This is a genomic window from Nocardia sp. NPDC058176 (assembly GCF_042883805.1).
Lineage (GTDB): Bacteria > Actinomycetota > Actinomycetes > Mycobacteriales > Mycobacteriaceae > Nocardia.
This window is the reverse complement of the sequence record NZ_JBHVVA010000002.1, coordinates 194,549-214,115: the sequence shown is the minus strand read 5'-3', so window position 1 is coordinate 214,115 and position 19,567 is coordinate 194,549. Positions and strand designations below refer to the sequence as shown.

At 68.7% G+C, this 19,567-nt stretch carries 20 protein-coding genes and 1 tRNA gene; 13 read left to right on the top strand and 8 right to left on the bottom strand.

What is annotated here, in order from left to right; all coding sequences use genetic code 11:
* Positions 1 to 318 precede the first annotated feature (318 nt).
* From ACFVVM_RS13610 to ACFVVM_RS13595, 4 genes are all read left to right on the top strand, one after another.
* On the top strand, positions 319 to 999 hold the full coding sequence (locus ACFVVM_RS13610; RefSeq protein ID WP_387617246.1) for an MspA family porin: 681 nt from the start codon (positions 319 to 321) through the stop codon (positions 997 to 999).
* Positions 1,000 to 1,064: 65 nt separating this feature from the next.
* Positions 1,065 to 1,724 carry an MspA family porin gene (locus ACFVVM_RS13605; protein WP_387617244.1) on the top strand — a complete coding sequence of 220 codons (660 nt, stop codon included), beginning with the start codon at positions 1,065 to 1,067 and terminating at the stop codon, positions 1,722 to 1,724.
* A 284-nt stretch (positions 1,725 to 2,008) separates the two neighbouring features.
* Entirely contained in the window at positions 2,009 to 2,689 is a 681-nt protein-coding gene (locus ACFVVM_RS13600) for an MspA family porin (RefSeq protein WP_387617242.1), read from the top strand.
* A 64-nt stretch (positions 2,690 to 2,753) separates the two neighbouring features.
* A complete protein-coding gene (locus ACFVVM_RS13595; RefSeq protein WP_387617240.1) occupies positions 2,754 to 3,398 on the top strand; it encodes an MspA family porin in 645 nt (214 codons plus the stop codon).
* Between the two features lie 75 nt (positions 3,399 to 3,473).
* Here ACFVVM_RS13595 and mscL read toward each other — a convergent pair whose 3' ends face one another.
* The 4 genes from mscL to ACFVVM_RS13575 form a co-directional block, all read right to left on the bottom strand.
* Positions 3,474 to 3,875 carry a large conductance mechanosensitive channel protein MscL gene (mscL, locus tag ACFVVM_RS13590; protein ID WP_387617238.1) on the bottom strand — a complete coding sequence of 134 codons (402 nt, stop codon included), beginning with the start codon at positions 3,873 to 3,875 and terminating at the stop codon, positions 3,474 to 3,476.
* A gap of 149 nt (positions 3,876 to 4,024) precedes the next feature.
* Positions 4,025 to 4,696 carry an SAF domain-containing protein gene (locus tag ACFVVM_RS13585; RefSeq protein ID WP_387617236.1) on the bottom strand — a complete coding sequence of 224 codons (672 nt, stop codon included), beginning with the start codon at positions 4,694 to 4,696 and terminating at the stop codon, positions 4,025 to 4,027.
* A gap of 89 nt (positions 4,697 to 4,785) precedes the next feature.
* Positions 4,786 to 5,079, bottom strand: a complete 294-nt coding sequence (locus ACFVVM_RS13580; RefSeq protein WP_387617234.1) for an FmdB family zinc ribbon protein — start codon at positions 5,077 to 5,079, stop codon at positions 4,786 to 4,788.
* Positions 5,080 to 5,149: 70 nt separating this feature from the next.
* Complete coding sequence (locus ACFVVM_RS13575) at positions 5,150 to 5,749, bottom strand: 5-formyltetrahydrofolate cyclo-ligase (protein WP_387619191.1); 600 nt, start codon at positions 5,747 to 5,749, stop codon at positions 5,150 to 5,152.
* 89 nt (positions 5,750 to 5,838) lie between these two features.
* Between ACFVVM_RS13575 and ACFVVM_RS13570 the strand changes: the two genes are divergently transcribed.
* The 5 genes from ACFVVM_RS13570 to ACFVVM_RS13550 all read left to right on the top strand — a co-directional run bounded on the left by ACFVVM_RS13570 (position 5,839) and on the right by ACFVVM_RS13550 (position 10,072).
* Positions 5,839 to 6,765, top strand: coding sequence for a UTP--glucose-1-phosphate uridylyltransferase (locus tag ACFVVM_RS13570; protein ID WP_387617232.1), 927 nt, complete (start codon positions 5,839 to 5,841; stop codon positions 6,763 to 6,765).
* A gap of 52 nt (positions 6,766 to 6,817) precedes the next feature.
* A complete protein-coding gene (gene glp / locus ACFVVM_RS13565; protein ID WP_387617230.1) occupies positions 6,818 to 8,077 on the top strand; it encodes a gephyrin-like molybdotransferase Glp in 1,260 nt (419 codons plus the stop codon).
* 12 nt (positions 8,078 to 8,089) lie between these two features.
* On the top strand, positions 8,090 to 8,740 hold the full coding sequence (locus ACFVVM_RS13560; RefSeq protein ID WP_302875437.1) for a GNAT family N-acetyltransferase: 651 nt from the start codon (positions 8,090 to 8,092) through the stop codon (positions 8,738 to 8,740).
* Positions 8,741 to 8,876: 136 nt separating this feature from the next.
* Positions 8,877 to 9,902 carry a gephyrin-like molybdotransferase receptor GlpR gene (gene glpR / locus ACFVVM_RS13555; protein ID WP_387617227.1) on the top strand — a complete coding sequence of 342 codons (1,026 nt, stop codon included), beginning with the start codon at positions 8,877 to 8,879 and terminating at the stop codon, positions 9,900 to 9,902.
* Positions 9,903 to 9,999: 97 nt separating this feature from the next.
* Positions 10,000 to 10,072 (top strand) — tRNA-Ala (locus ACFVVM_RS13550).
* 75 nt (positions 10,073 to 10,147) lie between these two features.
* Here ACFVVM_RS13550 and ACFVVM_RS13545 read toward each other — a convergent pair.
* Together ACFVVM_RS13545 and ACFVVM_RS13540 are read right to left on the bottom strand one after the other, a co-directional pair.
* Positions 10,148 to 10,603 (bottom strand): hypothetical protein, encoded by a 456-nt coding sequence (locus ACFVVM_RS13545; RefSeq protein WP_387617225.1) that lies wholly within the window; start codon positions 10,601 to 10,603, stop codon positions 10,148 to 10,150.
* 106 nt (positions 10,604 to 10,709) lie between these two features.
* Complete coding sequence (locus tag ACFVVM_RS13540; protein WP_387617223.1) at positions 10,710 to 11,300, bottom strand: TetR family transcriptional regulator; 591 nt, start codon at positions 11,298 to 11,300, stop codon at positions 10,710 to 10,712.
* 9 nt (positions 11,301 to 11,309) lie between these two features.
* Between ACFVVM_RS13540 and ACFVVM_RS13535 the strand changes: the two genes are divergently transcribed.
* Entirely contained in the window at positions 11,310 to 12,173 is an 864-nt protein-coding gene (locus tag ACFVVM_RS13535; protein ID WP_387617221.1) for an oxidoreductase, read from the top strand.
* On the opposite strand, the gene ACFVVM_RS13530 is transcribed toward ACFVVM_RS13535, so the two are convergent.
* Complete coding sequence (locus tag ACFVVM_RS13530) at positions 12,160 to 13,605, bottom strand: serine hydrolase domain-containing protein (RefSeq protein ID WP_387617219.1); 1,446 nt, start codon at positions 13,603 to 13,605, stop codon at positions 12,160 to 12,162. The two genes, ACFVVM_RS13535 and ACFVVM_RS13530, sit on opposite strands and share 14 nt — an antisense overlap.
* Positions 13,606 to 13,640: 35 nt before the next feature.
* Between ACFVVM_RS13530 and ACFVVM_RS13525 the strand changes: the two genes are divergently transcribed.
* Positions 13,641 to 14,273, top strand: a complete 633-nt coding sequence (locus ACFVVM_RS13525; protein ID WP_387617217.1) for a TetR/AcrR family transcriptional regulator — start codon at positions 13,641 to 13,643, stop codon at positions 14,271 to 14,273.
* Positions 14,274 to 14,373: 100 nt separating this feature from the next.
* Complete coding sequence (locus tag ACFVVM_RS13520) at positions 14,374 to 16,653, top strand: hypothetical protein (protein WP_387617215.1); 2,280 nt, start codon at positions 14,374 to 14,376, stop codon at positions 16,651 to 16,653.
* Positions 16,654 to 16,725: 72 nt separating this feature from the next.
* Here the strand turns inward: ACFVVM_RS13520 and ACFVVM_RS13515 are convergent, their stop codons facing one another.
* Positions 16,726 to 18,198: a DHA2 family efflux MFS transporter permease subunit gene (locus ACFVVM_RS13515; protein ID WP_387617213.1), complete on the bottom strand. Its 1,473-nt coding sequence runs from the start codon at positions 18,196 to 18,198 to the stop codon at positions 16,726 to 16,728.
* 314 nt (positions 18,199 to 18,512) lie between these two features.
* Between ACFVVM_RS13515 and ACFVVM_RS13510 the strand changes: the two genes are divergently transcribed.
* The gene (locus ACFVVM_RS13510; protein ID WP_387617211.1) at positions 18,513 to 19,442 is read left to right on the top strand and encodes an alpha/beta hydrolase; all 930 of its coding nucleotides are present in this window, start codon (positions 18,513 to 18,515) and stop codon (positions 19,440 to 19,442) included.
* The last annotated feature ends 125 nt before the right edge of the window (positions 19,443 to 19,567 follow it).

The following is a 19,567-nucleotide window of genomic DNA, read 5'->3' as shown; positions in this document are numbered from 1 at the left end:
GCATGTGGCTATGTGCGCACTTGTGCGTATGGGCGATCTGAAATTTACGAACTGTTTCATTGCTACAGCCCCTGCACAGCGTTTAATGTTCGCCATCGAGCCACCAACTATCGGTCCCCGCAGTACCCCACTTCTGTGCGTTGAACCACCCGGTGGAGCCCTGGCTCGGGTTCACCACACCGGCCCCGGTCGTATCGTCGAAATAACAGTTGGTTACGTAACGGCAACAAAGGGGCGACACACTGAGCTGGGCCTGTGAGGTCCACTTGTCCGGTCTCGAAAGTCGAGATCGGCTGTTAGACACTGATGAGGGGAAGTATGAGCGAGAACCGCACCACCGGTGTGCGCCGCGGCGCCCGTGCCGCGGGCGTCGGCGCTGCCGCGGCCGCCATGGCCATCGGCCTGCTGTCGACCGGTGCCGCCAACGCCGATACCTTCGTGCCGTTGCCGGACGGCCAGAAGATCGGACCTTCGGGCGTGACCATCACCCGAACCGGCGAGTCCGCCCTGATTTCGCCGTCGCTGGCCGCCAATGGCGCGGGTCGCGTCGTCTGGGTCTCGGGCTCCGCGATCGCCGAGGTCAATGAAACCCCCGAGGGCGAGGTCGGTCCGTGGAACGGTCCCACCGGTAATCCGGGCACGAACAACTCCTCCACCCACGGCGCCTCCCAGCTGAACACCGGCTACATCGTCGGTTGCCAGGTGAGCATCGCCGACGACGCGATCGGCGCCGGTGTCTCCGGTGGCGTGAGCACCGGTGGCGTGAGCGCCGGCGGCTCGATCGGCGTGAATCTCGGCCCCGGCGAGGTCAAGTTCGTGCAGATCTCCTCGAAGGACATCCTGAAGAAGGGCACCTACGCCATCGATTACCAGGACGCCGAGATCGAGATCCAGGGCTGCGCCGGCTACGCGCAGGCCCGGGCGTACACCGTGGTCGAGATCATCGGCGACCACTACTCGAAGACCACCCTCTACGGCATGCCGTTCAGCATCGGCTGACGTCTTTCGAACTGTACGAATCTTCTTCTCGCTGCGGCGAACTCAATCCTCGAGGGACAAATCCTATGATCAACCGTAAGTTCATGGCGAAGGTGGCTGGCGTCGGCGCCGCGGCCACCGTGGCCGTCGGCCTGTTCTCCACGGGCGCGGCCAATGCCGACACCTTCGTTCCGCTGCCGGGTGGCGACATCACCAAGACGCTGTCCGACGGCACCGTCGTCAACATCAAGCTGGTCGGCGAGTCGGCCAACATCAACCCGTCGCTGGGCTCCACCCCGGTCCACCGCAACGCGTGGGTCTCCGGTAGCGCGCAGGTCACCGTCTCCGACGGCGGCAGCGGCAAGATCTACCCGGGCTACACCGTGGGTTGCCAGGTCAACATCGCCGGTGGCGGTGTCTCCGGCGACGGCTCGGTCGAAAGCGACTGGGAGGGCAACGCCGCCGGCGGCGTCGGCACCGGCGGCGAGCTCTCGCTCGGCCCCGGCCAGGCGGCCTCGTTCTACGTCCTCGACCTGGAGAAGGCCGACGACTACGGCAGCGAATCGCACGGCAAGAGCAACAAGTTCAGCAATGGCAGTGGCTCGGTGACCTGGGCCGACACGACCATCGGCCTGACCGGCTGCGGCGGCTACGCGCAGGCGCGTGCCTTCGTGAGCGTCGAGGTCGAGACCGACAACGTGATCAGCTGGGTGACCCTGTGGGGTCAGCCGTTCAGCCTCGGCTGATCTGTTCGATTCCCGAACCACAACGGGCCGGTCGCTTCTCGCGACCGGCCCGTTGTGTTGCCCGGACATTGTCGCGGCGCTGGACAATGCGGGGCCCGCTCATTATGTTTGTGGCGAATCGACTGCCTCGCAGTCGCTTGTCTTCTCGATCCACCTCCCGGCAGGGCGCGTCTGCCCTGTTGCCAGCGGTGCCTGTCCATGTGACACACCCCAGCTGGGTCCGGGCGCACTACGGATATCGGCCTCGATGGTCGAGGTCACTTTGCGTATACCCGAGGGGAAGAATGAGCGAGAACCGCACCAACCGCATGCGTTCGGGCGCATGGGGCGTTGCTGCCGCCGCGGCCGTGACGATCGGCCTGCTGTCGGCCGGTGCTGCCAACGCGGATACCTTCGTGCCGTTGCCGGACGGCCACAAGAACGGTCCCGGCGTCACGCTGAGTCGTACCGGCGAGCATGCCGTCATCTCTCCGTCGCTGGCCGCCAATGGCGCCGGCCGCGTCGTGTGGGTGTCGGGCAGTGCGCGCGCCGATGTGGAGGTCACGCCGGAGGGCGAGGTCGGCCCGTGGAACGGACCGTCCAACCGGCCCGGTTCCAACAATTCGTCGACACATGGTGCCTCGCAGCTGAATACGGGCTACATCGTCGGGTGCCAGGTGAGCATCGGCGACGACGCGATCGGCGCACAGGCCGCGGTCGGTGCCGCGGTCGACGCCGACGGGATCAGTCCACTGGGTGAGGCTTCGATCGGCCTGAATCTCGGCCCCGGCGAGGTCGCCTTCGTGCAGATCAGTTCCAAGGACATTCTGAAGCCGGGCGTCTACTCGGTGGATTACCAGGACGCCGAGATCCAGATCCAGGGATGCGCGGGTTACGCCCAGGCACGGGCGTACACGGTCGTCGAGATCATCGGTGACCACTACTCGAAGACCACGCTCTACGGAATGCCTTTCAGCATCGGCTGAGTACGGCCGCGTCGACGAAATTCTCGCCAGCTCACACGAATTCACCCTCGAGGGGTCAACTGTGATGATCAATGTTGGAAACATGGCGCGCGCGGCGGGTCTCACCGCCGCGGCGACCATGGCATTGGGCTTGTTCTCCACGGGTGCGGCCAATGCCGACACCTTCATTCCGCTGCCGGGCGGGCACATCAGCAAGACGCTGTCCGACGGCACGGTCGTCGATATCAGCATGGTCGGGGAGTCCGCGAACATCAACCCCTCGATGGGATCTACGCCCGTGCACCGTAATGCGTGGGTGTCGGGCAGCGCGCAGGTGACGGTGTCGGGTGGTGGCGGCGGCAAGATCTTCCCCGGCTACACCGTCGGCTGCCAGGTCAACATCGCGGGCGGCGGCGCGAGCTCCGAGGGAGGTGCCGACGTCGACGGCGCGGTCGGCCTCGGCGGTGGGTCGCTGTCACTCGGCCCCGGCCAGACCAAGTCCTTCTACGTCCTCGACCTCGAGATGCCCGACGACTACGGCGACGAATCCCACAAGACCCGCAACGCTTTTCAGGGCGGGTCCGGCTCGGTGACCTGGGCCGACGAGACCATCGGCCTGTCCGGCTGCGGCGGTTACGCCCAGGCCCGCTCGTTCGTGAGCGTGGAGGTCGAGACCGACAACGTGATCAGCTGGGTGACCCTGTGGGGTCAGCCGTTCAGCCTGGGCTGAGGCGCGAACAACGATCGGGCCCCGCCGTGACGGGGCCCGATCTCGTTGTCCGGCAGCGTTGTTCGCGGGTAGCGCTCAGCCTTCGTGCTTGCCCCCGCCGGTGCGCTGTTGCTCGAGCATCAGGTCGCGGATCTGTTGCAGCAACTGGTTGTCGGTGAAGTCCTCCTTGGAGGAGAACCGCTTCTTCGCCGCGGTCGCGGGCAGGACGAGCACGAAGTACAGGATCGCGGCGATGAGGATGAAGTTGATCGCCGCGGTGATGATGGGGCCGACTTCGATGAACGTCGCGGGTTTGTCGGCGATCAGCTGGAAGCCGAGGCCCATCTCGTTGCTTCCGCCGAAGACCGCGAGCAGCGGATTGATGATGCCGTCGGTGAACGCGGTGACGATCGCGACGAAGGCGGTACCGATGACGACCGCGACCGCCAGGTCGACCACATTGCCGCGGAGCAGGAAATCCTTGAAACCTTTGAGCATTGCCGATGTCTCCTTCGTACAGGAGCTGGCCCGAGGCGCTGCGCTCCAACTCGAATGTGCGAAACGGTCGTGCTTGGTTCGTGTGTGATGCTAACCAGAGTTACGGCAAATTTCGCGCGAACTCCCCGTGAGCGGCCTGATCGGGGCGTTCAATGGAAGACGACGGTGAGCGCGGTCCGCAGCGAGGCACCGGCGACCGCGGTCGCGTATTCGCTGTCCAGCGCGACCAGGACCACCCGTTCCGCACCGCCGCGCCGATCGGCCGTACCGGTGACGAGCACGACGGCGGCATCGGTGGCGAGCGTGCGTGCCGGTCGCGTGGCACCGGGCCCACCGGCATCCTCGACGCCGACCACATCGACCCGATCGCCCGCGCGCAACACCTCGGCCACCGCGGAATCGGCCAGCCGGATCGGCACGATCCGCGCGTCGGCGCTGCCCGCGGCCGCGGCGGCCAGTCGTGGCCCGACCACCCGCAGATCGGTGAAGGTCTCGCCCGCGCGCATCGCGCCGGTCAGCGTCGCTCCGACCAGCTCGGCGGGATCGACGACGAAACCGGTTGGCAGCGAACGGGATTCGTAGTGATCGACACGCAGATCGGTGGCGGTGAGCAGCCTGCCGGGCGCGAGATCGGTGGCGGCGACCACGACCGCGACCCGGGCGCCGCCCGGATCGCCGCGCACGAACAGTGCCAGCGCCACCAGGGCGAGCACCGCGGCGGCGATGCGCCGGGCGAGCAGGGCATCGGCCCAGGACGGACGGTTACCGAGGGCGAAGCGCCACGAGCTGCCGCGGCCCAGATCGGCGAGACTGCGAGTCATGCTCGAAGCCTAGGAACGCGGCGGGGGAGCGGAGCGCTCGAAAGCCCCGCCTGTGGACAACTACGGGGCTGTGGACAAGTCTGCGGGAATCAGCCGGCGGCGGCGGGCGTCGAGCTCGTGCTGGAATCGGTCGACGAGCTGCCGTTGCTCCCGCTGCCGTTCGAGTCCGACGAGGACTTGGCCGGTTCACTGGCGGTGGACGCGCCACCACGGCTGTCGGTGCGGTAGAAACCGCTGCCCTTGAAGACGATGCCGACCGAGTTGAACAGCTTCCGCAGCTTTCCGGAGCACTGCGGGCACACCGTCAGCGCGTCGTCGGAGAAGGACTGAACGATGTCGAAGCGGTTGTCACACTCGGTGCACGCGTACGAATAAGTTGGCACAGGATCCTCCGCAGGTTCTCGTCGATCTAGCACTCTACCGCCGACAGTGCCAACGTCGCCAATCGCGGTTTCATTCCGGCGAAACGCCGAGGTCGTGCCCCAGTTCGCACAGCCCGCCACCCGGGGTGAGTGCCCATCCCATCCTACGGTCGTGTGGCTCCTCGGGCAGCCGGTCGACCAGCTCGGCGTCGCGCACGACCGCGATCAGCCGCGTCTCGGCGCGCGCGGCGCCCAGCGTGCGGTCGTAATAGCCGGCGCCGCGCCCGAGCCGCACCCCGCGCCGATCCACGGCGAGCGCGGGAACCAGGATCGTCGAAGCCTGGGCCACGGTCGCCGGGGGCAAGGTCGGCGTGGTCGGTTCGAGCAGTCCGAACCGGGCCTTGCGCAGGGAATCGGCGCCCTCGTACCGCGCCCAGCACAGCGGTCCCGGCTCGCCGGTGACCGGCAGCAACACTGTGGCACCCGCCACCCGCAACTCGTCGAGCATCCGCAGATCGCCGGGCTCGCCGCGGATCGGCACATAGGCGCACACGACCTCATCGGCCCCGGCCAGCGGGGCTGTTGCCCTCGCCAGCGCGGCCGCTTCGGCGGCGTGTTCGGCCGGACCGACCCGTGCTCGCTCGGCCAGGACCTGGGTGCGCCACGCATATTTCGTGCGCTCACCGGGCATCTCCACAGCGACCACCCTAAGCTCTTGCCGACGCCGGATCGTCGCGAGAGGGCGATCGGACGGCACGCGAAAATGGATAGGGTATGCGCATGACAGACAAGACTTCCGGTTTCCGCACTGCGGTGGTGCCCGCGGCCGGACTCGGGACGCGGTTTCTGCCTGCGACCAAGACGGTGCCCAAGGAATTGCTGCCGGTGGTCGACACTCCCGGCATCGAACTGGTCGCCGCGGAGGCCGCCGATTCCGGCGCCGACCGGCTGGTGATCGTGACCTCGCCGGGCAAGGACGGCGTGGTCGCGCATTTCGTCGAGGACCTGGTGCTGGAGAGCACGCTGGCCGAGCGCGGGAAGTTCGCGCTGCTGGAGAAGGTTCGCAAGGCGCCGGGCCTGCTCGATGTGACCTCGGTCGTGCAAGAGGAGCCGCTCGGGCTCGGCCACGCGGTGGCCCAGGCCGAAGCGGTGCTCGACGCCGATGAGGAAGCCATCGCCGTGCTGCTGCCCGATGACCTGGTGCTGCCGTGTGGTGTGCTCGAGACGATGAACCGGGTGCGCCGCGAGCGCGGTGGTTCGGTGCTGTGTGCCATCGATGTGCCGAAGGACCAGGTCAGCGCCTACGGCGTCTTCGATGTCGAGGAACTGGCCGACGGCGCCGAAGTCGACGTGCTGCGGGTGAAGGGCATGGTCGAGAAGCCCGCGCTGGCCGACGCGCCCTCGACGCTGGCCGCCGCCGGACGCTATCTGCTCGACCGGGTGATCTTCGACGCACTGCGCCGCATCACGCCGGGCGCGGGCGGAGAGCTGCAGCTCACCGATGCCATCGCCCTGTTGATCGCCGAGGGTCATCCGGTCCACGTCGTGGTCCACCGTGGGTCGCGCCACGATTTGGGCAACCCGGGCGGTTATCTTCGAGCTGCCGTGGATTTCGCCCTCGAGCGGGAGGAATACGGTCCGCAATTGCGCGAGTGGCTGAAGTTCCGGCTCAGCCCGGAATGGGACCCGCAGTCCCCGGACGCGTAGGACCCGGCCCGCCGCGATGGTGGAGCGAGACAGCGAAGGAGCGAAGCGACCGATGCGCTCGGTTGAGGATCAGCTGATCAAGGTCACCGCGGCCGCGGTCGCGCCCCGGCCGGTCCGGGTGGCGATCTCCGAGGCCCAGGGTTTGTTGTGCGCGGAGGACGTCGTCACCGAACGGCCGCTGCCCGGTTTCGATCAGGCCGCCATCGACGGCTACGCGGTGCGCAGCGTCGACGTGGCCGCCGCGGGCACCGATGTGCGCGACGAGAACGACGAACTGATCGACCTCACCCTGCCGGTGGTCGGCGAAGTTGTCGCCGGTTCACGCCAGCCGATCCGGTTGCAGCCGCGCCAGACCGTGCGCGTCGACACCGGCGCGCCGCTGCCGACCCTCGCCGACGCCGTCCTGCCGCTGGACTTCACCGACGGTGGACGGGCCAGGATCAAGGTCTTCGAGGCCGTGCGTTCCGGCGACTACGTGCGCCGCGTCGGTGACGACGTGCAGCCCGGCGACGTGGCCGTGCGCGCGGGCACCATCATCGGTGCCGCCCAGGTGGGTCTGCTCGCCGCGGTCGGCCAGGACAAGGTGCTCGTGCACCCGCGCCCCCGCCTGTCGGTGATCTCCATCGGCGGCGAGCTGATCGATATCGACCGCACCCCCGGTCCCGGCCAGGTCTACGACGTGAACTCCTACGCGCTGGCCGCGGCCGCGCGCGACGCCGGTGCCGATGTGAACCGCGTCGGCATCGTCAGCGCCGACCCGCGCCGCCTGCGTGATGTGGTCGAAGGCCAGCTGGTGCGCTCGGAAGTGGTGGTGATCGCGGGCGCGGTCGGCGGCTGGGCCTCGGATCAGGTGCGCGAGGCGCTCGACGGGCTCGGCGAGCTCGAGGTCGACCGGGTGGCGATGCATCCGGGGTCGGTGCAGGGTTTCGGGCGGCTCGGCCGCGACGAGGTGCCGACCTTCCTGCTCCCGGCGAATCCGGTGAGCGCGCTGGTGGTGTTCGAGGTGATGGTGCGTCCGCTGATCCGGATCGCGCTGGGCCGTCGGCAGCCGATGCGCCGGATCGTCAACGCCCGCACCATCACCCCGATCTCGTCCATGCCGGGCCGCAAGGGCTACCTGCGCGCGCAACTGCTGCGGGACGAGGCGACCGGTGATTACCTGGTGCAGCCGCTCGGCAACGGCAACGGCGGCTCCTCGCATCTGCTGGCGACGCTGGCCGAGGCCAACAGCCTGATCGTGGTCGATCCCGAGGACACCGAATTCCGTACCGGCGACGAGGTTCAGGTCGCGTTCCTGGCGCAGCGCGGCTGAAACGTGGAGTCGATGAACGTATTCCGGGCCGGACAGCATCCCGGTTGGCCCGCACGGCTCGGTCCGGTGATCGTGGCCGGTGGACAGGTCACCCTGCGGCCGGTGCGCTTTCGCGATGCCGCCGCCTGGAGCCGGATCCGGCTGCGCGACCGCGATCACCTGGAGCGCTGGGAACCCACCGGGCGCGGGGCGTGGGAGGCGCGTAATCACGCCTCGAACTGGCCCGCGCTGTGGACCAGTCTCAAGGCCGAGGCGCGCCGTGGCGCGATGATCCCGCTGGTCATCGAGGTCGACGGGCAGTTCAGCGGGCAGCTGACCATCGGCAACATCGTGCGCGGCGCGTTGCGCTCGGCGTGGATCGGCTACTGGGTCGCCAAGGACCTCGGGGGGCAGGGCGTGGCGACGGCCGCGCTCGGGCTGGGTCTGGACCACTGCTTCGGCCCGGTCGGCCTGCATCGCGTCGAGGCGACGGTGCGGCCGGAAAACCTGGCCAGCCAGGCGGTCCTGCGCAATGTCGGCTTCCGGGAAGAGGGCATGCTGCGCCGCTACCTCGATGTGGACGGTGCCTGGCGCGATCATCTGCTGGTGGGCTTGACGGTCGAAGAGGTCATGGGCACGGTGGTGGACCGCCTGGTCAGGGAGGGTCGAGCGGCGCTGCCGTGAAAATTCTGTTACTCATGTGGCAGGTGTGCACGGCGCGCCTGCCACATGGGCGGGCGCGCGCGAATTAACCTACGGACGTCGGTGGTGCGTCCACGGATGGACAACACGCAGGCGGGGACGGGAGGTGATGACCGCGATGCCGAATTCGATCCTGTGGATCGGACTCGTAGTGCTGTGGGTCTTCGTCCTGTTCCCGATTCTGGCGGACCGGCACCCTCGGATCCGCCGCACCACCGATGCCGCACTCGCCACGCGCGTGCTGCACCGTGGCGGGGCCGAACGACGGATTCGCATCGGGGCGGCCGGCGGTCACGAGAGTGACCCCGACTACCGCCCCCGTGTGCTGACCAAGCACCCCCACCGTACTGATTCGGAGGATCGGATGACGACCGATGAGCCCGTCACCGAAGACGAAGACGAAAAGCTGACCGCCACGGCCGAACTCGACGCCGCGCCCGAGCCCGGCGACGATCCGCCGATCGATGTGGATCTCGAAGAGCCCGACACGGCAGCCGATCTCGCCGATGACAAGGCCGATGACGCTGCGGCGGAGCCGATCTCGGCAGCGGCGGACGACCCGCCCGTCGCCGCCCGGATCCCGCCCGCGCCCCCGGCCCGGCTCGACGACATCGACCTCGACCCCGACTCCGACCAGGCCGACTTCGACGACGAGGACTTCGTGCCCTCGCGCCGCGGCCGCGGCGGCTACGACCCCGAGGCCGACGCCATCGCGCGCGCCGCCCGCTACAGCTTCCGGCAGCGTGCCGTCCTCGGCCTGATCATCGCCAGCACCCTGTTCGCCGCCTTCGGCCTGCTGCTCAACGCGCTGTTCTGGTGGGCCTTCGGCCTCACCGCCGCCGTGCTGGTCGGCTACCTGGCCTACCTGCGCAGGCAGGTCCAGGTGGAGGAGGAGATCCGCCGCCGCCGCGCGGCCCGGCTGACCCGCGGCAAGCGTCGCGAGGCCACCGCCGCGACCCCCGAGGCGGCGACCACCCGGCGCACCATGGACCGCGACACCGCCCGCGCCCTGCGCCGCCGCTCCACCCTGCTCGACACCGACGACGAGGATCCGGTGTTCGAGTACCTCGAGACCTTCGATCCAGCCACCTCCCGCGCCCTGCGCACCCGGGTCGAAGACCTCGGCCGCGCCGTCGGCGAGTAACTGGCGCAACCACGCAGAACAGCAGGTCAGAGTACCGATTCGGTATCGGAGCGGAACGCCTGATACAGTGTCACAGCGCGGTTCGCCAGAGCCGCACGGGGCTATAGCGCAGTTGGTAGCGCGTCTCGTTCGCATCGAGAAGGTCAGGGGTTCGATTCCCCTTAGCTCCACAGTATGCGCAGTTCAGGCCGGTTTCGGGATCATCCGAAACCGGCCTGATGCGTTTCGTCGGTCGGCGATATCGATCAGTCACGGCGTCCCCGCGGTGACGGCTCGGTTCGGCGGTGTGCGGACGGGTCGATGGCGGCGGTGCTCGAGCGGGTGCCGACGACCCGGCGCAGGATCTCGCCGACGATGCCGAGGGCGGCCAGCGCCGCACCGACCGCCGCTCCACTGGAGTTTCCCTCGGCCAGGCAACCGGCCACCATGAACACCGCGGAACCGATGAAGGTCCAGCACAGCACCGCGACCATTCCCGGCCCGACGGAACGCGGTGCGGTCTGTCGGGCCGTCGGGACCGCATCGGGTGGGTTCGGCGTCCTGGTTTCCATGGCTCCGAGCTGCCCGGGCAGCTGCACCACCTGCTGGCCCAGCTGCGAGTAGGTCGCCACGGTCGCGACCTGCTGAATCATTCCCTCGCGGGCGGTCGTCGCCGCGGCCCGGGGGCGTGCGGATCTGACGGCTCGGCCGAGAAACGCCATGTACATCGAATCCTTCGCCAGCGCAGAACTATTCGCACGACCATCATGCGGCAGGATCCGGTCGGCTGCCAGCCTGGTGTTCATCGACCGCTGTCAGGTCGATCGCTCAACCGTCCAAGCTCGGTGCGATCACCGCGAAGGCGCGGTCGGTCAGGTCGGCGGGGTCGGTGGCGCCGTCGCTCCAGCGTTGCAGGACCGTGTTGAAGGCGGTCAGTGCCATGGCGGCCGACATCGACGGGAGCAGGTCGCGGTCGGGGTCGCGGCCGGTGCGGCGGGCCAGTTCCTCGGTCAGGTCGGCGCGCCAGCGGATCTGGCGTTCCAGGAAGCGGGCGTGCAGAGCCGGGGTGCGCAGGATCAGCTGCACCACGCGCAGGGCCCGGTCGGCGTGCGCGCCACAGGCGGCGATCGGGACCCAGATCGCGTGCCGCAGCGCGACGGACGGACGCTCCGCGGCGGGGCGGGCCGCCAGTTCCGCGGTGATACCGGTGCCCATGTCGGCCAGGAATCGGACGACCACATCTTCCTTCGACTCGAAGTACCGGAAGAAGGTGCGCTTGGAAACCCCGGCGGCGGTGGCGATCTCGTCGATGGTCACCGCGTCGAAACCCTTGCTCGCCAGCAGGTTCAGCGCCGCCTCGGTCAGTTCGTCGGTGACGAGCTGGCGTTTGCGCTCGGCCATGGTGATTCGCGTGGTCACCGCACGATCGTGACCGGGGCGGCCAGCGGACTCGGGCTCGCGACCACCGAGGCCCTCGCTCGTGCGGGAGGCCAGGTGATCCTCGCCGTCCGCGACGCGGCCAAGGGGCATCGGGCGGTCGCGGCGATCAGCGCCGCGCAGCCCGGCGCTCGCCTGGAGGTGCGTCGCGTCGACCTGGCCGATCTCGACTCGGTCCACGCCTTCGCCGAAGGACTGCGCGCCGACCATTCGCGCCTGGATGTGCTGGTGAACAACGCCGGAGTGATGGCGCCGCCACGCACGCTCAGCGCCCAGGGGCATGAATTACAGTTCGCCGCGAACCATCTCGGCCACTTCGCCCTCACCGGCCTGCTGCTGGACCGGCTCGCCGACGCCGACGACCCCCGCGTGGTCACCGTGACCTCGGCCAATCATCGTCAGGGCCGCCTGTTCTTCGACGACCTCTCCGGTGAGCGCGCCTACGCGCCCATGCGGTTCTACAACCAGTCCAAACTCGCCAACGCCGTCTTCGGCTGGGAACTGCATCGCCGGCTGAGCGCGGTGGCCAGTCGCGTGCGCAGCGTGCTCGCGCACCCCGGCTACGCGGCCACCAACCTGCAGCACGGCACCCCGGTCGCGCCGATCCGAATGCTGTACGGCCGCATCCTCGCCCCACTCGCCCAGACGCCGGACCAGGGCGCGCGGTCCCAGCTGTATGCCGCCACCGCCCCCAAGGCTCGCGGCGGCCAGCTCATCGGCCCTGGTGGATTCGGCGAGCTGCGCGGCGCCCCGAGACGAGTCCCGCTGTCCGCCACCGCGACCGACGCCGAGACCGGAGACCGGCTGTGGACGGTCTCCGAGAGCCTGACCGGCGTGCGATTCACCGACGGCTGACCGGTCGGAGCCGGCGTGCGGCGATGGCGATTCGAACGACGAGCAGTGCGGTCGAGATGGTCAGGATGCCGAGGACGAGGACCGCGATGTCGGGTGCCCACAGGACGAGCTGGGTGAGTTCGATGCCGAGGGTCCGGGGGAGGGCGATGCCGAAACCGGCGAGGAGGGTGCCGAGTGCGAGCAGCCAGGCGAGCAGGTTAACGATGACACGTCGGCGTGGCGTGGTGGCCGGGCGGATGAGGAGGCGGATGCCGCGGATCAGTGCGGCGATGCCGAGTGCGAGCAGTGCCACCAGGGCGGCCAGGATCGCGGGATAGGTGTATTCCGTTGGGGGAATGGGTGGTTCCAGATCCATGGTGCGGGCGGCGAGCGCGAATCCGATATCGAGAAGGGCGGGCTCGGCGAAGGCTCCGTAGGCGTTGGCGGTGAGGACGATGGCGTGCTCGGGGAGCAGGATGATCTGGGCGAAGTAGCCCGGGGTCGCGCCGCCGTGCCACACCATCGGGATGTCGGTGCCCTCGACGGTCCAGCGGCGCCAGCCGAGGCCGTAGGTCATGTCGCCGTTGGATACCGCCGTGTCGAACACCGGTGGCTCGATGAGGCTCGCCCTGGCGAACGCGGCGAGATCGTCGAGTGCGCCGCCGAGATACCCGTAGGCCACGCCTGCCGGATCGAAGGGGGTGGTGAAGGGGAACGGGTGGCCGAGGATGTAGCGGTGGCCCGGCGGCAGTGACGCGGCGTGGTCGGCGGTGGTGATGGTGTTGCGCATGCCGAGTGGGTCGAGGACGCGTTCGGTCAGCACGTCGGTGAAGGGTCGGCCGGTGACCTCCTCGACGACGGCCGCGAGCAACAGGTAGTTGGTACTCGAATAGTGGTGTGCGGTACCGGGTTCGGTGATCAGCGCCGTATCGGCGAGTTCGGGTACGACGTCACCGGGTCGACGGTTCGCGTCGGTGCGATCGGTGTGCCGGGTCGAGGTGGGCAGTCCACTGGTGTGATCGAGCAAGTGGCGCAGCGTGATTCGCGCTGAACCGCGGTCGCCACCCGACGCGCGCGCGACGTGATCACCCGCCATTCGGAGCGATGGCAGGTAGGTGGTGACGGGCGCGTCGAGTCGCAGCTCGCCGGCGGCGACCATGTCCAGCACCAGCCGCGCGGTGACGGGTTTGGCCACCGAGCCCCACAGGAACGGCGTGTCCGAGGTGACGCTGCCGCCCGATCCGTCGGTACCGAAAGTGCCGGTGTGCCGGACTCCGTCACGATCGACCACCGCGTAGGCGGCGCCGGGAATCCGCGACTCGTCCATCCGTTCGCGCAGGAGCTCGTCCAGGGCCGTGTTCGAACTGTCCGCCGCCGCGCGCGGTGCGGGCGCGCACCCGACAAGCACCAGCAGGGGAAGCAACACGACCAGCGCTTGTTGCAATATGACCATATTGGAACGATAACCATACGGCTATATTGTTGTCCATGCCCCGAGTTGCCGACCACGACCAGCGCCGTGCGTTGATGACGCACGCCTTCCAGCGACTCCTCGCCGCCGAGGGACTGCACCGGGTGTCGTTCACCCGGGTCGCCGCCGAGGCCGGTGTCTCGGTCGGGCTGATCCAGCACTACTTCGCGAACAAGGACGAGCTGCTGCGGTTCTCGTACGAGGACTGCCTGCGCCGCAGCGCCGACCGGGTCGCCACCCACATCCGCGCCGGCGAAGCCGCCGGTCGCCCGATCTCGGCGATGCTGCTCGCGGGCCTGACCGAACTGCTCCCGCTCGATGACGAGCGCACCGTCGAGTTCCGCGTCGAGCGCAGCCTGTGGACGCTCTCGCTGAACAGCCCCGACCTGGCCGAACTCGCCCGCCGAACCGATCTCGAACTGCGTGAACGGATCGCCACCGCGATCGAGAACGGCAAGGAATGCGGTGAGGTGCGCCCCGACACCGACAGCGCCACCGCCGCATCGATGATCAGCGCGACCACCCGTGGCCTGGCCGACTCCCTCTCGGTCGACACGGACCGCGCGGACAGTGCCGGCCTGGTCGACGCCGTCCTGCGTCCGGTGATCGCGATCGTCTTCACCGGCCGGTGCCGTCACTTCGATCGCTGAACCACGCCTCGGAGCGAATCGGACACGCTCCTCGCGGGCGCGCGAGGCCGGGCCGGGCACGCGGCGAGCCATGTTGAGCCCCAGGTAATGTGCCGGAGCTATGGAGGACGACGGTTCGCGGGACGCACGGCGGACGACGGCGGTGTGGGCCGGGGTGACCGTGCTCGGGGTGATCGCGGGGTATGTGGGTGTGCTGCTGGCCAATGCCAGGCACTTCTACACCGATGACACCGAAGCGCAGTATGTCCCGCTGTGGCTGACGGTCGGGCGGCACCTGCGCGACGGGGTGTTTCCCGGTCTCGAACCCGAACGGTGGATGGCGGGCAACTACCTGATCGAAGGTCAGGCGAGTCTGTTCAACCCACCGCAGCTGCTGGTCGCGGCGATCGCGCCCTCGTTCGACAACATGATCGTGCTGGCCACCGTGGTCAAGCTGGCCTATTCGATCATCCTCGCGCTGGGCGTGTTCCGGATCTGCCTGGCCTATCGGGCGCGGCCGCAGTGGGCGGCGGTCGCCGGGGTGGCGTTCTGTTTCTCCGGGTGGCTGCTGTTCCTCGATCAGGCCTCGTGGGCGCTGGGTCTGGCCGGTACCGCCTGGCTGGTGCACGCGTGGGCGTCGGGAGTCCGGTATGCCAGGGGGCAGAGTGGACCGATCCCGGTCTTCGTGTTCCTGTACTTCACGATCACCATCGGCTATGTGTGGCCGGGCGTCGAAGCGGCGGTGATGATCGTGGCCGTCGCGGCCGGGGAATGGGTGTATCAGCGCAAGCCGTGGCCGTCGCTGCGGCTGCTGCTCGCCGCCGGTTGTGCCGGGCTGGCCGGGGCCATCACCTATCTGCCGAGCCTGCTGTCCTCGGATGTGACCTGGCGGGTCGCCGACGGCGCGATCCGCAACGACGGCTTCATGACGGTGCCCTGGTCGGAGTCGCTGAACTCGAGCCTGCCGACGACCCTGCCGTCGTTCAACTCCTGGTTCGGCCTGATCCAGCCGTTCCCGGTCGTCTACATCGCCTGGTTCCTCATCCCGGGGCTGGCCTTCATCGACTGGAAGGCGGCGGCGAAATCCGCCCGCGAGATCAGTGGCATCGCCTTCTTCGCCCTGATCACCCTGGTCTGGACCGCGGGTCCGGCGACGCTGGGACCGCTCCGGTGGCCCGCCCGGGTCCTGCCGATGCTCGCCCTCGCCCTGCTGGTGCTCGGGTGTGTGCTGCTGAGCCGCCACGGCACCCTCGCCGGCTGGCGGACGCGTGCCGCGGTGGCGGTCGGGCTGGTGGCGCTGCTGTGGGTGCGTTCGGTGGCTTCGGCGCCCTACGACCGGATTCGGGTCCACCTCGTCGCGGCGCTCGTCGTGATCGTGCTCGGCGCGATCGTGGCGTTGCTGTACGCGAAGTGGGGCCGGACGGCGGCCTGCGCTGCCCTGCTGGTGACCATCGCGCCGATCGCGTACTACCAGGTGGACGAGTCCCTACCGCATCCGATGTCGTGGAATCTGCCGGACAGCCGGTCCGAGGCCAAGGCCCGATTCCCCGACTTCGACGGCACCACACTGCAATTGGGCAACAGCCAGATCTTCCCCGGTGATGCCAAGAACAGCGACGGCGTCTACACCTCGCTGGTCGTCGGCTTCTCCGCCGAGGTCCCCGGCGTGCGCTACGTCAACGGCTACACCCCGATCGGCCACCGGGCGTTCTCGCAACGCACCTGCATGTTCTGGGAGGGCAGCACCTGCGCCGAGTCCTTCGGCAAGATCTTCGAGATCGAACCGGAGACCGGCAAGCCGATCGTCGACCTGATGAAGGTCGACCGGATCACCCTGATGCGCCTGGTCTACCCCGACGCCCGGTGGCAGCCACCACCGCCCGGATGGCACTGGGTCGACTACCCGCCCAACGACAAGTGGATCTGGGTACTCGAACGCGACGGTGGCCCGATTTCCACCGCCAACGGCCGGATCGCCGACGTCGCCGACGGCGTCACCGCCGAATCGATCGACGAATCCGGCTATACGAGTACGGTCCGGGTCTCCTCCGAAACCGGCGGCCGCGTGACCTTCGCGCGCCTGATGTGGCCCGGTTACCGCGCCACGCTCGACGGCCGCGACGTCGACATCGAAGCCATCGACGACATCTTCGTCTCCGTCACGATCCCCCCTGGCACCGAAAACGCGAACCTCGAGGTGACCTGGCGGCCCGCGGGCATGTACCTGGGCGCCCTGATCTTCGCGATCGGCCTGACCGGAATCGGCGTCCTGCAATGGTGGTTCGTCCGCAACCGCAGGCGAGGCGAGTCCCTTCCGCCCACCGCCGAAGCGCCGGTGCCTGCCGACGTGGAGGACCCGGACCGAGCGGATGGCGAGAACGGAAAGGTGCTGGCCCGGTAGCAGTCCGTCCAGAGGTCCCGACCCGACGAAGCCCCCTGACCTTGCTGGTCAGGGGGCTTCGTCGGCAGGGTGTCAGTGCTTGACGAGCAAGGGAGCGTCGGACTCGTCGGCGGATTCCGGCGTGCCGTGCGGGTTGGCGGCTGCCCGGTTGGGGAGCAGGACCGCCATGACCACGACGATCAGGGACAGGGCGGCCGAGATCAGGAAGGCAAGGCGCATGCCGTCGAGCGTGGCCGTGGTCGGGTCGGTGCCCTCGGCGACGAGACTGGTGCTGCGCGCGGACATCACGGTGACCACCAGGGCCGTACCGAAGGCGGCCGCCACCTGCTGCAGGGTGCCCAGCATGGAGCTGCCGTGCGAGTACAGGTGCATCGGCAGGGCGCCGAGGCCGAGGGTGAAGACCGGGGTGAAGGCCGCCGCGAGCGAGATCATCAGCAGGATGTGCAGCGCCAGCAGCTGCCAGTACGGCATGGTCAGCGAGATCTGGGTGAACCCGGCCAGCGAGACGGTGATGCCGATCGAACCGGGGATCACCAGCAGTCGGCCACCGTACTGGTCGAACAGGCGACCGATGGTGGGGCCGAGCAGGCCCATCGCCAGACCACCCGGCATCACCAGCATGCCGGTCGCCAGCGGGCTCAGATCCCGCAGGTTCTGCAGGTACAGCGGCAGCAGGATCATCGAACCCATCATCGCCAGGAACGCGATGGCCATCAGCACGACCGACTTGGTGTAGGTACCCGACAGCAGGACCCGCAGATCCAGCAGCGGGGTGCCGGTGCGCTGCAGGCGCGTCTGCCGCCACGCGAAGGCGAGCACGAGCGCGAGGCCCGCACCGGCGATCAGCAGGGGCTCGGTGTAGCTGCCGCTCTCGAACCGGCTCAGACCGAAGACCAGACCGCCGAAACCGAGCGCGGCCAGCGCGACACTCAGCAGGTCGATGGCACCGGCCTGCGGTTCACCGACGTTCTCCAGCTGCCGCAGCCCCAGCCACGTGACGACACCGGCGATCGGCAGCATCAGCGCGAAAAGCCAACGCCACGAACCGACCTGCAGCACCAGCCCGGAGATCACCGGACCCATCGCGGGCGCCACCGAGATGGCGAGGGTGACATTGCCCATCACCCGGCCGCGATCCTGCTCGGCCACGACGGTCATCAGCGTGGTCATCAGCAGCGGCATCATCACCGCGGTGCCACCGGCCTGGATGATCCGGCCGATCAGCAGCACCTCGAAGGTCGGCGCGATCATCGACAACGCGGTACCGGCGATGAACACGCCCATCGCGAGCCCATAGGCGCGGCGGGTGGTGACCCGCTGCAGGAACCAGCCCGTGGTCGGGATGATGGCGGCCATCGTGAGCATGAACGCGGTCGACACCCACTGCGCGGCCCGCTCGGTGATCTCGAGATCTTCCATCAAGCGCGGGATGGCGTTGATCATGATCGTCTCGTTGAGGATCACGACGAAGGTCGCCAGCACCAGCACCCGGATGACGATCGGCGTCCGCCCCTTCTTGGTGGGTGCGGATAGATCGACTGACATCGGGGAACCTCCGGGGAGCTGGGAGCGGCAGGGCGGGCTGTGGCCCCGATAGAGAAGACGAGTTCCGTCGGTCCAACTCATCGGGCGCGGGCCAGTATTCCGCTCACCTCCGACAGAAATCACCTGGTTTTTCGCCGATCTAACGGTTTGTGCGCCGGGAAAACAGCAGGTGGGTGAGGTTCGAAGACAAACCGCCGGGCATAACGTGAGGCTGGTCACTCTTCGATTCCCGCTGGCAGGCGGGTCGATGTCGATTCCGGTCGGCGCGCGTGTGCGGCAGACATGACGCCGCGTTCCCGGGGTATACCGGAGGAGTGACTACATCGAGGGTGTGGCTTGCTGTGGTGTGCGCGATCATCGCCGCGCTGGGTGGGGCGAAGGCCGCGGCCGATCCGGGGGCGCATGTCGCGGGGGAGATACCGCTGGGTGGCCGGTCCGCCCAGATCGACGTGTACTCGCCCTCGATGGGCCGGGTGATCCAGAACAAGGTGATCAAGGCGGCGGGTGCCGGGGCGCCGACGCTGTATCTGCTCACCGGTGCCGGTGGCGGCTCCGACGGGATCTCCTGGTGGGACAACACCGATGTGCGCGGATTCTTCGCCGACAAGTTCGTCAACGTGGTGATGCCGGTCGGCGGCGCGTTCACGCTCTACACCGACTGGATCGCCGACGACCCGGCCGCCGGACGCGTGCGCTGGGAGACCTATCTGACCCGGGAACTGCCCGGTGTGATCGACGGCGCCCTCGGCACGAGCGGGCGCAACGCCATCGCCGGTGTCTCGATGAGCGCGGCCTCGGCACTGGACCTGGCGATCCAGAGCGGGCCGCGGTTCAGCGCGGTCGCGGCGCTGAGCGGTTGCCCGTGGGCGTCGGACCCGCTCGGCATCAGCATGGCCAGCGCGCAGGCCGTGCGCGGCGGCGGCAACCCCGGCAACATGTGGGGCATTCCGGGCGGCGCCGGCTGGCAGGAACACGATGTGTTCGCCAACGCCGGACGCCTGGCGGGCAAGACGATCTTCCTGTCCGCGGCCACCGGGCTGCCCGGCGCCTACGATCGCGGCCTGCCGATGCCGCCGCTGGAAACCATCGCGGGCGCCTGCACCGCGGCCTTCGCGGGCAGGCTCGGTCAGCTCGGTATTCCGGCCACCTACGTCCACCGTCCGACGGGCTCGCACACCTGGGGTCAGTTCGAGACCGACCTGTACGAAGCGTGGCCGCACCTGGCCGCCGCCATCGGCGCCTGAGCGCTGGTGGACATTTGTCCAGCTCAGATGGGTTAGGTTGGGGGAGCCACACCTCGGTGATCCACCGCGCCAGGGATCGATGTTGATAGCATGGCGCGACCGAGCCGACCCTTCGAGAGAGTCTT